The organism is Kingella sp. (in: b-proteobacteria) (assembly GCF_030527935.1).
In the GTDB taxonomy this organism is placed as follows: domain Bacteria; phylum Pseudomonadota; class Gammaproteobacteria; order Burkholderiales; family Neisseriaceae; genus Kingella_B.
In genome coordinates, this window is the sequence record NZ_JAUMZV010000020.1 from 1 (window position 1) to 14,718 (window position 14,718).

Here is a 14,718-nt window from a genome sequence, read left to right on the forward strand (position 1 = left end):
CTAAATGTCTTGGTGGGAATTTAGGGGATTTTGGGGAATTTTGCAAAGGTCTCTTCCTGAAAACGGGTTTCAGGCTGCCTTTGGGATGGATAACAGCGGTTAAGTTTCGCGGGCTGCTGCGCTTTATTGCTAACCTTTCAGGCAGCCTGAAAACCCTTTTCAGGCTGCCTTTCTCAATCCGCACCAACAAAAAAGCACTCTGCCCATCCAGAGTGCTTTTCCATTCGCAACGTCTTAATGCGCCGCTTCAAATACCAGCGAAATGATAAACGTCCACACGCACACAAACACCAGCAAAGCAAGGCTGTATCGCAGCACCAGTTTCAACACAGCAGACTCTTCGCCTGTTTTGCCCAATGCGCCTGTGGCGATGGTGATGGATTGGGGCGATACCAGTTTCGCCATCGTGCCGCCTGCGGTGTTGGCACTCACCAGCATATTGGGGTCAATGCCCAGCTTGCCTGCCACCGTGCTTTGCACGCCCGCAAACAAGGTGTTGTTGTTTACCACCGAGCCTGTCATAAACACGCCAATCCAGCCCAATATGGGGGACAGCAATGGGAACACTTTGCCTGTTTCGGCGATGGCTTCGCCCAACACTTTGGTCATGCCTGTAAACGTCATCAGCTTGGCAATCGCCAAGATGCAGGAAATGGTGATAATGGCGATTAAGAACGATTTAAACGTTTCTTTTAACACGCCAAACGCTTTGCCAAACGACAGCGTTTTGCTGCTCATGGCGATGCTAATCAGCGTTGCCACCAAAATCGCTGTGCCTGTGGCTTTGCCCAAATCCAGCGTAGCCATCACTTCGCCTTCGCCTGGTAGCACATCCAAAGTGATGGTGGTAAACGCCAACGCGCCTTCTTTAATAAACATTCCTTTAAAGAACGGCATACTCCACAAAATCACCGCGATGCTGAGCAGCACAAACGGCATCCACGCATCCACGATTTGCCCTGCGGAAAATTTCGCTTTGCTCGCTTCGTCTTCTGCCACCAAGCGGAAAATGTTTTTCGGTTTCCATTTGGTGCACAGCCCAGCCAAAGCCGCCAAAGACAGCAAAGGAGGAACAATGTCCACCAGCTCGGGACCCAAGAAATAGCTCACTACCACTTGCGATAAAGTGAACACCACAGAAGTTACCAGCAAAGCGGGCAAGGTCTCTTTGATGCCTTTGAAGCCATCCAAAATCCACACCAGCAAAAAGGGCACGCTGGCGGCAACGATGGGCAAAGTGGTGTTGGCGGCGCGTGATACGCCCAGCGCAGTTACGCCTTCCAATTTAAATGTATCCACAATCGCCACGGGAATACCAATCGCGCCCCACGCGCCTGCTGCCGCATTCGCCACCAAGCACAACATCGCCGCTTGCAAAGGGTTGAAGCCCAGCGCAGCCAGCATCACGCTACAAATGGCAATCGGCACGCCAAAGCCCGCCGCACCTTCCAAAAACGCGCCAAAGCAAAAGCCAATCAGCAATAATTGGATGCGTTGGTCGGCGGAAACCATGGTCAGCGAGCCTTTGATGACTTCAATTTTGCCTGTGGCAACGGTTAAGCGGTAAAGCCACATCGCCATGATGATGATGTAGCCAATGGGCCAAAAGCCTGCCCAAAAGCCCGATGCCACGGCGGCAAACGCTTTGGCAAAAGGCAGGTTAAACGGATAAAACGACAGCACCAGCGTTGCCACCAAGGTAAGCATGGCGGCGTGCAAGCCTTTGAGCTTCAACACGGTTAAGCCGAGCAAAAACAATACAATAGGAATCGCTGCCACCAATGCCGACAGCCAAATGCTGCCCAGTGGGTCGTGCGTAATGGGAGACATGGATAAATACTCCTAAAAAAATGCAGCTTTGTGGGCTGCGTGGTTAAACAAACTTTTTCCGATGGCGTGATGCTACGCCTGTTTGGCGTGAAAGAATATGTCGCGCATCAAGTTTTGTAAACTTAGAACCCGTATTCACTATTTCCATAGGCAGATTTTATGCCCTAAAAACGTGGCTACTGCGTTAAAAATGCTCGCAAGGTGTCCAACCTTGCTGCGCTTTTTGCCTTGTATCCGCGCTTTTATTTCATAAAATCTGCCTATGGAAATAGTGAATACAGGTTCTTAAATCGCCGTGTTGGTTTTGTTTACATGGCTTAACGCTTATAATTTAAGGCAGCCTGAAACGCCGTTTAAGCTATTTTCAGGCTGCCTTTTTTATTTACTCCACAGCACCATCATGCCCCACACCGCCCAACTTGCCGAAAAAACCCAACGCCTTGCCGCCCTACTCGCCCCCTTTGCCGCCCCCGCGCCGCAAGTGTTCCCATCGCCCGAACAAGGCTACCGTATGCGCGCCGAGTTCCGTATTTGGCACGAAAACGAACACATCAGCTACGCCATGTTTGCTCACGGACAAAAAGCATCCCGCGCATCGCTGATTAAGCTCACCCATTTTCAGGCTGCCCACAGCAGCATCAACGCCCTGATGCCGCGCCTGCTAGAACGCCTTTCAGGCTGCCCCACGCTGCAAACGCGGCTCTACCAATGCGAATTTCTTGCCACGCTCAGCGGCGAAATGCTGGTAACGCTGATTTACCACCGCAAGCTGGATGACGACTGGCAAACCGCCGCCCGCGCCTTGGAACACGAGTTCAACATCCACATCATCGGGCGCAGCAAAGGGCAAAAAATCGTGCTCAGCCAAGACTTTGTAACCGAGCGATTGGCGGTAAACGGGCAAACTCTTGCCTATCGCCAATACGAAGGCAGCTTCACCCAGCCCAACGCCACCGTGTGCCAAGCCATGCTGGCGTGGGCGTGCCAACAAGCGCAAGGCGCGGGCGGCGATTTGCTGGAACTGTATTGCGGCAACGGCAATTTCACGCTTCCCTTGTCGCGCCACTTTCGCCGCGTGCTGGCCACCGAAGTGTCCAAAACATCCGTTGCCGCCGCGCAATGGAATATCGCGCATAATCAATTGGATAATATTCAAATCGCCCGCCTATCCGCCGAAGAGTTTACCGCAGCGTTTTCAGGCTGCCGCACGTTTCGCCGTTTAGCCGAAGGCGGTATCGCGCTGGCGGATTACGATTTTTCCACCATTTTTATAGACCCGCCCCGCGCAGGCGTGGACAGCGCAACGCTGCAACTGGTTGCCCAGTTTGACCGCATTATTTATATGTCGTGCAACCCCGAAACGCTTGCCGCCAATTTGCACACGCTCACGCAAACCCACGCCATCCAAGCCACCGCGCTGTTTGACCAGTTTCCGTTTACCCCGCATATTGAAAGCGGCGTGATGCTGACCAAAAAGGCAGCCTGAAACCGCGTTACCCATTTTCAGGCCGCCTTGGCAAACGCATCCGATGGAACGTCGGCGGCTCGCCGACAACTCAAATGCTATTTGACAACAAGCCATCACCACGCCATTTGCGTTTTCAGGCTGCCCCAATCATCCCCCCGAAAGCCCCACCATGAACTACCAAGACCAACTCAAAGCCCTGCACAAACAAGCCCAGCAACAAACCGCCAACCGCCGCGCCGCCGAAGCGCAAGCCAAGCAGCAAGCCGCGCAAGAAGCGGAAGTCAATTTTAGCGAGCTGATGAAAGACGTAACCCCGATTAAAAACACCAATCAATACATCGCCCCCGCCAGCCGCAAAACCATCAAACCGCGCCAGCAGCCCGCCGATTTGGGCGAAGACAACTATTTTTATGTGGGCGAAGGCATCCACCTAGAAATCCCCGCCACATTCAGCAAAAACGGGCAAGGCGCAAACGATATCAAACGCCTGCAAAACGGGCATTACGAAGTGGTCGCCGATGTGGATTTGCACGGCTACACGCAAGAAGAAGCCCAGCAAGTGCTCAACGAATTTATAGAATTTGTGAAACGGCGCGGCGTGTGCGGCGAAATCATCCACGGCAGCGGTTTAGGCTCATCGGGCTACACCCCCGTGCTCAAAAATCTGGTGCGCCGCTGGCTGATGGCGCACCCCGATGTGCTCGCCTACTGCGAACCGCGCAAAGGCAACGACGGCGCAGTGCGCATCCTAGTCAAACGCCAACGCCGCGAAGACCCGTGGGCGGAAGATTAAGGCAGCCTGAAAAGCCCAACCACCGCGCCAACAATGGAGCATCAACAGCTTGCCGACATGACCACCAAAGCCACGTCCCCTTTTCCATATAACCATTTGGCGACGAGCCGTCACCACTCCACTTTCAGGCTGCCTTAACCGCCCATTCCTACGCCATCCCCCCCTTTTTCAGGCAGCCTGAAAACAGTAAAATCCCCACCCTTTCCCAATCACACAACGAAAGCCCACTATGACCATCAAAACCCGTTTCGCCCCCAGCCCCACAGGCTACCTGCACATCGGCGGCGTGCGCACCGCCCTGTATTCATGGGCGTTTGCCAAACACCACGGCGGCGAATTTCTGCTGCGCATTGAAGACACCGACCTAGAACGCTCCACCGCCGAAAGCGTGCAAATCATCCTACAAGGCATGGACTGGGTAGGCTTGCATGCCGACAACAGCGACCACATCGTTTACCAAACACAAAATTTCCCACGTTATAAAGAGCTTATCCAACAACTGCTCGCCAGCGGACACGCCTATTACTGCTATTGCAGCAAAGAAGAACTCGCCGCCATGCGCGAAAAAGCCGAGTGCGAAGGCACCGCCACCTACGACCGCCGCTGGCGACCCGAAGCAGGCAAAACCCTGCCGCCCATCCCCGCCGACATCCAACCCGTTGTCCGCTTCAAAAACCCGCTGGATGGCGCAACCCAATGGCACGACCTAGTTAAAGGCAACATCAGCATCCCCAACGCCGCGCTGGACGACCTAATCATCGCCCGCGCCGATGGCACGCCCACCTACAACTTCTGCGTGGTGGTGGACGATTTTGACATGGGCATCACCCATGTGATTCGCGGCGACGACCATGTAAACAACACGCCCAAACAAATCAACATCTTCAAAGCGTTAGGTGCAACGCCACCACAATACGCCCACCTGCCCATGATTTTGAACGAGCAAGGCAAAAAAATCTCCAAACGCAGCGGCGACACCGTTGCCATCACCGAATTTGCCGACATGGGCATCCTGCCCGAAGCCATGTTAAACTACCTTGCGCGGCTGGGCTGGGCGCACGGCGATGACGAATTTTTCAGCATGGAACAATTTGTGCAATGGTTTGATTTGGAACACGTTTCCGCATCCGCCAGCCGCATGGACGGCAAGAAACTGCTGTGGATTAACGGCGAACACATCAAAGCCGCCGACAACCAACGCCTAGCCGACTTGGTCTCCCCGCGCTTGGCACAACAAGGCATCCACGTTTCAGGCAGCCTGAAACTGGCAGACGTGATTGCCTTGGTGAAAGACCGCGCCCAAGATTTGAACGCACTCGCCAGCGAATGCGCCTATTTCTACGCCAAAGCCACGCCCGCCGCAGCCGATGTCGCCAAACATTGGGATGCCGACGCGCCCGCCCGTATGCAACGCTTCGCCGCTAGGCTCGCCGCCCTGCCCGCTGGCGACTGGACAGCCGAAAACATCCACGCCCTGTTTGCCCCGTTCTGCGAAGCCGAAGGCATCAAAATGGGCAAACTGGGCATGCCGCTGCGCCTTGCCGTGTGCGGCACCGCCAAAACCCCCAGCGTGGACGCGGTGTTAGCCTTGCTGGGGCGCGAAGAAGTGTTGAAACGGCTGGCGGAGATGGATTAAGCCGCCAACCATGCAAAGGTAGCCTGAAAACGAACGTAGCGCGTTTTCAGGCTGCCTTTTGTTGTCCGCGCAATCAGCGCAGCAATTCATCGGTAATCTTTTGCAACAACGCCACGCGCTCTGCCGACACTTCGCCGCGTTCCGCCGCCGCTTTTACCGCGCAATTTGGCTCGGCGCGGTGGGAGCAGTTGTGAAAACGGCATTGCCCAATCAAGTGCTTCAAGTCGGGGAAATACCGCAGCAAATCCGCCGCCGCCAAATGGTGCAAGCCAAATTCTTGCAACCCTGGGCTGTCAATCAGCTTGGTAGTGTCGTCCAAATCGTAAAGCTGCGCGTGGGTGGTGGTGTGTTTGCCCGAATCCAACGCGGTGGAAATGGTTTGCGTGCGGGCAAGAGTTGCACCGAGCAGCGCGTTGGTGAGCGTGGATTTGCCCATGCCGCTTTGCCCGAGCAGGATGTTGGTTTCGCCGTGTAGCTGGTCGCGCAGGCTGTCCACGTTGCCCAACGCGCTTAACATGATGATTTTGTAGCCTAATTGGGCGTAAAACGACAATTTTTCTTGCAGCGCGGCGGTGCTGGGCAAATCGGCTTTGTTGATGACAATCACGGCACGGATGTGCGCGGCTTCGGCGGCGATTAAGGCGCGTTGAAGCAGGGCTTCGCTGGGGCTGGGTTCGGCGGCAACCACAATCAAAAGCTGGGTTACGTTTGCCGCGATGAGCTTGGATTTCCACGCATCTTGGCGATAGAGCAGGCTTTGGCGTGGCTGCATGCTTTCTATCACGGCTTGCTCGCCGTTGATGATTTGGATGCTTACCCAATCGCCGCAAGCGTAGTCGGTGCGCTTTCTGCGGGTGCTGGCTTCGTAGGTGTGCTGGTCGGTCGTGCGGACGATGTAGCGTCTGCCGTAGCTGGTGATGATTTGGGCGGTTTGGGACATGGGGGTGGGCTTTCAGGCTGCCTTTGGGGGGTAAAATACGTTGTCAAGGCAGCCTGAAACGTATTTAGAACCTATATTCACTATTTTCAGGCTGCCTTGGGTTGATAGCCCACATAGGCAGCCTGAAAGTTTATTCATACCGCTGCCCATTGTGTTCCAGCCAGCCATCGGCGTGGCTGCGGTTGGGGTCTTTGTGCGTCCAATGAATCACGCCGCCTTGTTCGCTCCATTCGTATTCGCCGTTAAACGTGATGGTGTCGCCTTTTTTCAGCCCGCGAATCTTGGGCGCAAGGTCAATATTGTGGGCAAACAGCAGCGTTTGCCCGCTGGCGAGTTTGACGATAAAGCGTTGATGGCGCGAGCCTTGGTTATCATCGGGCAGGGTTTTGATGACGCGCCCGCTGCCTTGAATTTGCAGATTGCCTTGGTGGTTTTGATAGGCTTGTTGCAAGATGTGTTCAAAATCGGCAGTCGGCTGCGCGGCGGTTGTGCTGGGCGCGGGTTGGGCAATAGCAGGCTGGCGTGACTCGTGCGTTTGCGCCGTCGTGGGGCGGGCGGATGCGTTTGGCGTTTGATTTTGCCGTTGTGCGTAATGGGCAAACTGTTTGCCCGCCGCCAGCAACACAATCAACACCAGCACCCACCATTTATTTTTTAACATACTCGTTCCTAAACATACTTTTCAGGCTGCCTATTCACAACAACAAAGGCAGCCTGAAAATGTAATCAGTAAGCAAACATCACACTTCAATCTTATTCGGCGTAAACGTTTCCCATTTGTTGCACGCGGGGCAATGCCAGAAAAACACTTGCGATTTGAAATGGCAGTTGCGACAGCGATACATCCAACTGCGCTGCACCTGCCGCCCAATCACATTGCGCATCATGTCGGCATCGGCTTTCCATTGCGGGTTTAAATCGCTCATTTGCAAGCCCAGCAGGCGATACATCCCGTTTAAATCGGGCTTGGCACGCACCAATTCCACCATGGTTTGATTGGCTTTTTCTTCGCCCCACATCAGCAGCGATTTTTCGTAAATCACATTGTTCAAATCCAGCTGCGGGAAAGTTTTGGCGTAACCAATCAACACATCCAAGCCATCTTGCGCCTTGCCCAGCGCGTCATAAGCGTCATACAGCTTCTCGCCTATCATGCTCAAATAAGCATGGTTTTGCTTTTCAATCGCGGTGTAGGCATCAATGGCAGCCTGAAAGTTGCCCTGCTTTTGCTCAATATCGCCCAAAATCATGTTGGCGCGGCTGCATTTTTTGTTGGCAGACAAGGCAGCCTGAATATGCGCACGGGCAGGCTCAAACTGCGATTTAAACAATTCGCCCTGCGCGATTTCGCAATAAAACTGCGCCATTTCAAATTGATAAGTCTGCTCATCGTGCGCCAAAAGCTGCGCGGTGGCGATGGCTTGCTCCCAATCGCGGTCTTGCTGATAAATATTGAGCAGCACTTCATTGGCTTGCTTTGCCATATTGCCCTGCTGCAATTCCAAGAAAATTTGCTCGGCTCTGTCCACCAAGCCCGCGCTTTGATAGTTCAAACCCAGCTCGTATAACACGCGCGTGCGCTTGTCGCCCGCCGTGTCGGGAGAATCCAGCAAGGCTTTGTGCATGGCGATGGCTTTGTCGTTTTCGCCGCGCTGGCGATAAAGCTTGCCCAGCGTTAGGTTTAAATCATACGAATTTTGTTGCTGGTCAATCACTTCGGCAAGATTGTGCGCCGCCCGCCCCGTGTTTTTGTCCACCAGCGCATCCAAGCTGGCGTAAAAGCCTGCGGGCACGGTTTTTGCCTGTTTGAGCACGGTTTTCATGTCTATCCGCGCGGCAAACCAGCCCATCCCAAAAAACACGGGCAGCAAGATAATCGGAATCAGCATCCACCAAAGTAGGTCAGTGTTTTCCATGTTTTGCCTTATTTTTGGCTACGTTAATCGGCGCGGGCGCGGCAATATCTTGCGTTGCCAAGCGGGCATTTTTTTGCACTTCGGCACGCAACCGCGCATTTTCGTTGCGCAGATGAATCAAGCGACCAAACAGCGCAAACAAGCCAAACAATGCGCCCGCCACAAACGCGCCAAACAAAATTACAATCAACGGCAGCTCAACAAACTCGCTGGGCAGATAAAAAAATTGCACTTTGGCTGTGTTAATCAAAGCAAACACCAGCAAAATTGCCAAAATAACCAGTTTAATTATGGTGTAAAACAGTTTCATAATGGTTTCCCTGCTTATATTAAAAATTATCTGTGTTAAGACCGCCCAAAAATAAAAGGCTTGGGGCAGCCTGAAAACTAGGGCATAAGTGTAAACGATTTGGCAGCCTTGTGATACTGCCTTTCATTTTGAACAGTTTCTTACATCGCCCGCAAATCTTAACCATAGGCAGCCTGAAATACAACAAAATCCCAACCTTTCTTAACATTTGCTTTCAGACTGCCTAAAATTTCTTTAAAATACGCCATTTATTTAATCAACTTTTGCAAAGGCATCATTATGAGCACAGCTATGCAGATTACCGACCTTCTCGCCTTTGGCGTGAAAAACAAAGCATCAGACTTACACATCTCCTCAGGTCTGCCCCCCATGATTCGCGTAAACGGCGACATCCGCCGCATCAACTTGCCCGAAATGAATGCAGACGAAGTCGGCACAATGATTAGCTCCATCATGAACGACTTGCAACGCAAAAACTACCAACAAAACTTAGAAACCGACTTTTCGTTTGAGCTGCCCAACATCGCCCGCTTTCGTGTGAACGCCTTTAACACCAATCGCGGGCCTGCTGCCGTGTTGCGTACCATTCCCAGCAAAGTGCTAACGCTGGAAGAGCTCAAAGCCCCACGCATTTTCCAAAAAATCGCCGACAACCCACGCGGTTTGGTGCTGGTAACAGGGCCAACAGGCTCGGGCAAATCTACCACACTGGCCGCCATGATAGACTATGTAAATGACCACTATGCCGCCCACATTCTCACCATTGAAGACCCCATTGAGTTTGTGCATCAATCCAAAAAATGCCTTGTAAACCAACGCGAATTGGGCGAACACACCCTCAGTTTTGCCAACGCCCTGCGCTCTGCGCTGCGTGAAGACCCCGATATTATTCTGGTGGGCGAAATGCGCGACCCCGAAACCATTGGCTTGGCACTCACCGCCGCCGAAACGGGGCACTTGGTGTTTGGCACGCTGCACACCACTTCCGCCGCCAAAACCATTGACCGTATTATTGACGTATTCCCCGCTGCGGAAAAAGAAATGGTGCGTTCTATGTTGTCCGAATCGCTACGCGCCGTAATCGCGCAAACGCTGCTGAAAACCAAAGACGGCAAAGGGCGTGTTGCCGCGCATGAAATCATGATTTCCACCCCCGCGATTCGTAACTTGATTCGTGAAAACAAAATTGCCCAAATGCAATCTTCTATTCAAACGGGGCAAAACTTCGGTATGCAAACGCTGGACCAATGCTTGCAAGACTTGGTTCGCCGCAACATCGTATCGCTTGCCGATGCCCGCGCCAAAGCGCAAAACCCCGAGATGATTGTGTAAACCATTCAATAAAGAGAGAACATCATGTCAGAACAAAACAACCCCAACGCTGGCTTGGCCAACCTATTGGAAGACTTTGTGAACGATTACCAAGTTAAACCGCAAGCCCCAAAAGCCGCGCCCAAAGGGCAGCCTGAAAAAACCGTTGCCAGCGTGATGGCGCGTAAAGAAAAACCGGGGCTGCATCCCCTACTGGAAAAAATGTCTGCCGAATGCGAAAAACGCTTGGCTTCCGATATTTTCATCAGCGTGAACTTCCCACCATCATTCAAAATCAACGGCGAGCTGACCCCCGTTCCGCTTAAACCGCTCACCCCGCAAGACACCGAAGTGTTGGTGTATTCCACCATGAGCGATGAGCAACGCATCCGTTTTGAAGAAGAGCTGGAGTTGAACTATTCGGTTACTTCTGCCACAGGCGTGCGCTATCGGGTGAACGCTTACCACGAGCAAGGACACGTGGGCATGGTGTGGCGGCGCATTACCACCAAAATCTTAACTGTGGACGATTTGCAACTGCCGCAAGGCTTAAAAGAGCTTGCCATGCAGCCACGTGGCTTGATTATTCTGGCTGGGGCAACGGGTTCGGGTAAATCCACATCCATGGCGGCGATGCTAGACTGGCGCAACAAACACGCCGCTGGGCATATCGTAACCATTGAAGACCCTGTGGAATACATCCACACGCCGATTAAAAGCATTTTCACCCAACGCGAATTGGGCATTGACACCAACTCTTGGTCTATGGCGGTGCAATCGGCGATGCGTCAAGCCCCGGACGTAGTCTGCGTGGGCGAGGTGCGTAACGAACACACCATGGAATACGCCTTGCAACTGGCGCAAACGGGGCACTTGGTATTCTTTACCATCCACGCCAACAACGCCGTGCAAGCGGTGGAGCGGATTATGAACTTCTACCCCGAAGAGCAGCACAAACAAGTGTTGCTGGACTTGTCGCTCAACGTGGTGGGCATCATCGGGCAACGTTTGGCACGTTTGATTGAAGGCGGGCGTACCGCGATTGTGGACTTGCTGATTAACTCGCCCGCGATGGCGGACTATATGATGAAAGGCGAGCTGATTGAGATGCTGCGCTTGATTGAGCGTTCGCAATCCGAAGGCATGCAAACGTTTGACCAAGACTTGTTCAAACTCTACACCGCAGGGCGCATCACCCTAGACGAAGCCTTGCGCCAAGCCGAATCCGCCAGCGACTTGCGCCTGAAAATCACCCTGTGGGAAGAAGGCAAAGAACCGGGGCAAATGTATGACCGCGTTTCGGATTTGAATATTTTGTAAACGGTTTTAATTACGCAGAACTTGCATTTCAGGCTGCCTTTGTTTGATGGATTAAAGCAGCCTGAAAATTTGTTTATAAGTCCAACCATGCTGTTATCCGTTTTCAGGCTGACTTATCCATCACACACCAAGGCAGCCTGAAAACCAATTCAACCCAACCAACAAACCCACAAAAGCCCTTACCACCATGCCCCATTTTTCCCTACCATCATCCAACGGCGACACCTTCCACAGCCAAGACCATCTGCCGCTGATTGTCTATTTCTACCCCAAAGACCACAGCGCAGGCTGCACCACCGAAGGCTTGGATTTCAACCGCCTGCTGCCCGAATTTCAAGCCTTGGGCTACACCGTGGTCGGCATCTCGCGCGACAGCGTGAAAACGCATCAAAATTTCTGCGCCAAGCAAGGCTTCGCCTTTTTGCTGCTGAGCGATGCCGATGAAACCGTGTGCCAACAATTTGGCGTGTTGAAACTGAAAAAACTCTACGGCAAAGAACACATCGGCATTGAGCGCAGCACTTTTGTGTTAGACCGCGCAGGCAATATCGCGCACGAATGGCGCAAAGTGAAAGTGGCGGGGCACGCCGAAGCCGTGTTAGCCGCGCTGCAAAATGCGTAACCCGCTGGATTTTGCGCGTTCAATACACCGCCGCTAAACCATTCTCGCGTTTGAGCTTTCCTAGCCCCAAGCGTATAATCCGCCTCGTTTAACAACCCTATTAGGCAGCCTGAAAACCCGTTTTCCCGTTTTCAGGCTGCCTCATCTTAATCATGCAAAAAACCCATCCGCCCCTATCCACCAAACAAATGGCGGCTTTAATGGCGATGCTCATCGCCATCATGCCGCTGTCCATTGATGCCTATTTGCCTTCGCTGCCGCAAATCGCCACCGCGCTGCACGCCGACATCCACCAAATTGAAAAAAGCCTGAGCACATTTATGTTTGGCGTGGCGGCAGGGCAGTTGCTCGGCGGCTCGCTGTCCGACATCAAAGGGCGGCGCAACATCGCGCTGTTTGGCTTAACCATTTTTCTGATTGGCTGCGCGGGGCTGATTTTTGTGCAAACCGCCGAGCAGCTGATGGCGTTGCGCGTGGTGCAAGCCTTGGGCGGGGGGATGTCTGCCGTGGTGGTGGGCGCGTTGGTGCGCGACAATTATCAAGGCAAAGAAGCGGCGCAAATGTTCACGCTCATCGGCATCATTTTGATGATGGCACCGCTGGTTGCGCCCATGCTCGGCTCAGCGTTGCAATCGCTCACGGGCTGGCGCAGCATTTTCGCCTTTTTGTTTGTCTATGCCAGCATCGTGTTCGCGCTGCTGTTTCGCTTTTTGCCCAAACACAAATCCGCCGAGCCGCTGCGCCTGTCGCACGTTAAACAAATCGGCAGCCGCTATCGCCAAGTGTTCGCCACGCTGCCCGCGCTGGGTTTTTTGTTTTACCAAGCCGCTTCGTTTTCATCCATGATGGCGTTTTTAAGCGAATCGCCCTTTGTTTACATGAAGTTATACAACCTAAGCTCGCATCAATACGCTTGGGTGTTTGGCTGCAACATCGTAACCATGATGCTGTGCAATCGGCTGACCGCGTTTGGCTTGCACCGTGATTGGCACAGCCGCGATTTGCTGAAAGTCGGCATTGCGCTGCAAGGCTGCGCCAATATTGCCCTTGTTGCCAGCGTGTTGTGGTTCAAACAGCCGCCGCTGGTGTTGTTGATTCCGCTGGTGATGGTGTCGGTGGGCACGCAAGGCTTAATCGCCGCCAACACCCAAGCATTGTTTATGAGCAATTATCAGCCCGAAGTGGCAGGCAGTGCCAACGCCGCGCTATCGGCAACGCAATCGCTGATTGGCTCGCTAGCAAGCTTTTCGGTTGCCTTTTTGCACAACGGCACGGCGTTGGTGATGACAGGCACGATGCTCGCCGCCACCAGCATCGGCTTGGTGCTGCTGTTACTGTTTTCGCGTGAGCAGATGTGGGGTAAGGCAGCCTGAAAAGCCAAAATGGAGCGGCGACGGCTCGTCGCCAGATGGTGTGTCCAACCAGACGTTGCTGATTGCCAAAATGTCGGCGAGCCGCCGACGCTCCATCGGTTGCAGATTTTGCCAAGATTTCACAGCCTGAAACGAGAATTATGCCAACACGTTTTCAGGCTGCCTTAATCGCCCCAATTTCAAGTCCGCCAAACGGTAAAAACCGCACCGTTAAGCGTAATTTATCGTTAAGCCAACTGGTCTTTGCCAAAAAACATCGGTATATTGCGCGGTTTTCAGGCAGCCCAAGAACCTGTATTCACCATTTTCATAGGCAGATTTGATGACATAAAAGCGCGGATACAAGGCAAAAAGCACAGCAAGGTTTGTACACCTTGCGAGCATTTTTAACGTAGTAGCCGTGTTTTTAGGGCATGAAAGATGCCTATGAAAATGGTGAATACAGGTTCTAACACTGGTTCTCCGCCCATCAACCTTTTTACAAGGAAACTCACATGAAACTGATGAAAACCACCACACTCGTTACCCTAACCGCCGCGTTCGCATTGAGCGGCTGCGTAACCGATGCCACCACAGGGCAAAACAAAATCAGCAAAACCGCGCTTTACGGCTTGGGCGGCGCAGCCACCTGCGGCATCGTGGGCGCATTAACCCACGGCGGCAAAGGCGCGCGCAACTCTGCCTTGGCTTGCGGCGCAGTTGGCGCAGGCGTAGGCGGCTATATGGATTACCAAGAGAAAAAATTGCGCGAGCAACTGCAAGGCTCGGGCGTAGCCGTTGACCGCCAAGGCGACCAAATCAAATTGACCATGCCCGCCGCCGTTACCTTCGCCACCAACAGCGCAACCCTATCTGCCCAAGCGCAAAACTCGTTGAGCCAAGCCGCGCAAACGCTGGCGACCTACACCGACACCACCATCACCATCGTGGGACACACCGACAACACAGGCAACGATGCCATCAACAACCCCTTGTCATACAACCGCGCCCAATCCGTTGCCAACTACCTGAACCAACACGGCGTAGCCAGCAACCGCATGAGCGTGTCAGGACAAGGCTCGCGCCAACCCGTTGCCGATAACAGCAGCGAAGCAGGCCGCGCCCAAAACCGCCGCGTAGAAATCTTGATTAACCCCAACCCCGCCGCCGTTAAAGCCGCAGGCGCATAATCATCCACAGTAAACAACATAGGCAGCCTG

The 14,718-nt window shown here is 53.3% G+C and carries 15 protein-coding genes; 9 read left to right on the top strand and 6 right to left on the bottom strand.

Features of this window, described 5'->3' with window-relative positions:
- Positions 1-234: 234 nt before the first annotated feature.
- Complete coding sequence (locus Q4A85_RS07600) at positions 235-1,830, bottom strand: L-lactate permease (protein WP_303109117.1); 1,596 nt, start codon at positions 1,828-1,830, stop codon at positions 235-237.
- A gap of 400 nt (positions 1,831-2,230) precedes the next feature.
- Between Q4A85_RS07600 and trmA the strand changes: the two genes are divergently transcribed.
- The 3 genes from trmA (at position 2,231) to gltX (ending at position 5,727) form a co-directional block, all read left to right on the top strand.
- Positions 2,231-3,316, top strand: a complete 1,086-nt coding sequence (trmA, locus tag Q4A85_RS07605; protein ID WP_303109204.1) for a tRNA (uridine(54)-C5)-methyltransferase TrmA — start codon at positions 2,231-2,233, stop codon at positions 3,314-3,316.
- 151 nt (positions 3,317-3,467) lie between these two features.
- Positions 3,468-4,091, top strand: a complete 624-nt coding sequence (locus Q4A85_RS07610) for a Smr/MutS family protein (RefSeq protein WP_303109119.1) — start codon at positions 3,468-3,470, stop codon at positions 4,089-4,091.
- Positions 4,092-4,320: 229 nt separating this feature from the next.
- Complete coding sequence (gene gltX, locus Q4A85_RS07615; protein ID WP_303109121.1) at positions 4,321-5,727, top strand: glutamate--tRNA ligase; 1,407 nt, start codon at positions 4,321-4,323, stop codon at positions 5,725-5,727.
- A gap of 73 nt (positions 5,728-5,800) precedes the next feature.
- On the opposite strand, the gene rsgA is transcribed toward gltX, so the two are convergent.
- The 4 genes from rsgA to Q4A85_RS07635 all read right to left on the bottom strand — a co-directional run bounded on the left by rsgA (position 5,801) and on the right by Q4A85_RS07635 (position 8,893).
- Positions 5,801-6,667, bottom strand: coding sequence for a ribosome small subunit-dependent GTPase A (rsgA, locus tag Q4A85_RS07620; protein ID WP_303109123.1), 867 nt, complete (start codon positions 6,665-6,667; stop codon positions 5,801-5,803).
- A 130-nt stretch (positions 6,668-6,797) separates the two neighbouring features.
- Positions 6,798-7,328, bottom strand: a complete 531-nt coding sequence (locus tag Q4A85_RS07625; protein WP_303109124.1) for a DUF3465 domain-containing protein — start codon at positions 7,326-7,328, stop codon at positions 6,798-6,800.
- 79 nt (positions 7,329-7,407) lie between these two features.
- Entirely contained in the window at positions 7,408-8,583 is a 1,176-nt protein-coding gene (gene lapB, locus Q4A85_RS07630; protein WP_303109126.1) for a lipopolysaccharide assembly protein LapB, read from the bottom strand.
- Positions 8,570-8,893 carry a lipopolysaccharide assembly LapA domain-containing protein gene (locus Q4A85_RS07635; RefSeq protein WP_303109128.1) on the bottom strand — a complete coding sequence of 108 codons (324 nt, stop codon included), beginning with the start codon at positions 8,891-8,893 and terminating at the stop codon, positions 8,570-8,572. Before Q4A85_RS07635 ends, lapB begins: the two co-directional genes overlap by 14 nt.
- 291 nt (positions 8,894-9,184) lie before the next feature.
- Here Q4A85_RS07635 and Q4A85_RS07640 point away from each other — a divergent pair, with 291 nt between their 5' ends.
- The 4 genes from Q4A85_RS07640 to Q4A85_RS07655 all read left to right on the top strand — a co-directional run bounded on the left by Q4A85_RS07640 (position 9,185) and on the right by Q4A85_RS07655 (position 13,519).
- Entirely contained in the window at positions 9,185-10,225 is a 1,041-nt protein-coding gene (locus tag Q4A85_RS07640; protein WP_303109206.1) for a type IV pilus twitching motility protein PilT, read from the top strand.
- Positions 10,226-10,249: 24 nt separating this feature from the next.
- Positions 10,250-11,524, top strand: a complete 1,275-nt coding sequence (locus Q4A85_RS07645; protein ID WP_303109129.1) for a PilT/PilU family type 4a pilus ATPase — start codon at positions 10,250-10,252, stop codon at positions 11,522-11,524.
- A 187-nt stretch (positions 11,525-11,711) separates the two neighbouring features.
- Positions 11,712-12,146 carry a peroxiredoxin gene (locus Q4A85_RS07650; RefSeq protein ID WP_303109131.1) on the top strand — a complete coding sequence of 145 codons (435 nt, stop codon included), beginning with the start codon at positions 11,712-11,714 and terminating at the stop codon, positions 12,144-12,146.
- A gap of 152 nt (positions 12,147-12,298) precedes the next feature.
- A complete protein-coding gene (locus tag Q4A85_RS07655; RefSeq protein ID WP_303109133.1) occupies positions 12,299-13,519 on the top strand; it encodes a multidrug effflux MFS transporter in 1,221 nt (406 codons plus the stop codon).
- Here the strand turns inward: Q4A85_RS07655 and Q4A85_RS07660 are convergent.
- Positions 13,478-13,615 carry a hypothetical protein gene (locus tag Q4A85_RS07660; RefSeq protein ID WP_303109136.1) on the bottom strand — a complete coding sequence of 46 codons (138 nt, stop codon included), beginning with the start codon at positions 13,613-13,615 and terminating at the stop codon, positions 13,478-13,480. The two genes, Q4A85_RS07655 and Q4A85_RS07660, sit on opposite strands and share 42 nt — an antisense overlap.
- 44 nt (positions 13,616-13,659) lie before the next feature.
- On the opposite strand from Q4A85_RS07660, the gene Q4A85_RS07665 reads away from it, so the two are divergent.
- The gene (locus Q4A85_RS07665) at positions 13,660-13,842 is read left to right on the top strand and encodes a hypothetical protein (RefSeq protein WP_303109138.1); all 183 of its coding nucleotides are present in this window, start codon (positions 13,660-13,662) and stop codon (positions 13,840-13,842) included.
- A gap of 171 nt (positions 13,843-14,013) precedes the next feature.
- Complete coding sequence (locus Q4A85_RS07670) at positions 14,014-14,688, top strand: OmpA family protein (RefSeq protein WP_303109140.1); 675 nt, start codon at positions 14,014-14,016, stop codon at positions 14,686-14,688.
- Positions 14,689-14,718 lie beyond the last annotated feature (30 nt).

Coding starts and splice junctions, on each gene's coding strand:
- Q4A85_RS07600 (WP_303109117.1), bottom strand. CDS start 1,830: ATGTCTCCCATTACGCACGACCCACTGGGCAGCATTTGGCTGTCGGCA.
- trmA (WP_303109204.1), top strand. CDS start 2,231: ATGCCCCACACCGCCCAACTTGCCGAAAAAACCCAACGCCTTGCCGCC.
- Q4A85_RS07610 (WP_303109119.1), top strand. CDS start 3,468: ATGAACTACCAAGACCAACTCAAAGCCCTGCACAAACAAGCCCAGCAA.
- gltX (WP_303109121.1), top strand. CDS start 4,321: ATGACCATCAAAACCCGTTTCGCCCCCAGCCCCACAGGCTACCTGCAC.
- rsgA (WP_303109123.1), bottom strand. CDS start 6,667: ATGTCCCAAACCGCCCAAATCATCACCAGCTACGGCAGACGCTACATC.
- Q4A85_RS07625 (WP_303109124.1), bottom strand. CDS start 7,328: ATGTTAAAAAATAAATGGTGGGTGCTGGTGTTGATTGTGTTGCTGGCG.
- lapB (WP_303109126.1), bottom strand. CDS start 8,583: ATGGAAAACACTGACCTACTTTGGTGGATGCTGATTCCGATTATCTTG.
- Q4A85_RS07635 (WP_303109128.1), bottom strand. CDS start 8,893: ATGAAACTGTTTTACACCATAATTAAACTGGTTATTTTGGCAATTTTG.
- Q4A85_RS07640 (WP_303109206.1), top strand. CDS start 9,185: ATGCAGATTACCGACCTTCTCGCCTTTGGCGTGAAAAACAAAGCATCA.
- Q4A85_RS07645 (WP_303109129.1), top strand. CDS start 10,250: ATGTCAGAACAAAACAACCCCAACGCTGGCTTGGCCAACCTATTGGAA.
- Q4A85_RS07650 (WP_303109131.1), top strand. CDS start 11,712: ATGCCCCATTTTTCCCTACCATCATCCAACGGCGACACCTTCCACAGC.
- Q4A85_RS07655 (WP_303109133.1), top strand. CDS start 12,299: ATGCAAAAAACCCATCCGCCCCTATCCACCAAACAAATGGCGGCTTTA.
- Q4A85_RS07660 (WP_303109136.1), bottom strand. CDS start 13,615: ATGGAGCGTCGGCGGCTCGCCGACATTTTGGCAATCAGCAACGTCTGG.
- Q4A85_RS07665 (WP_303109138.1), top strand. CDS start 13,660: ATGCCAACACGTTTTCAGGCTGCCTTAATCGCCCCAATTTCAAGTCCG.
- Q4A85_RS07670 (WP_303109140.1), top strand. CDS start 14,014: ATGAAACTGATGAAAACCACCACACTCGTTACCCTAACCGCCGCGTTC.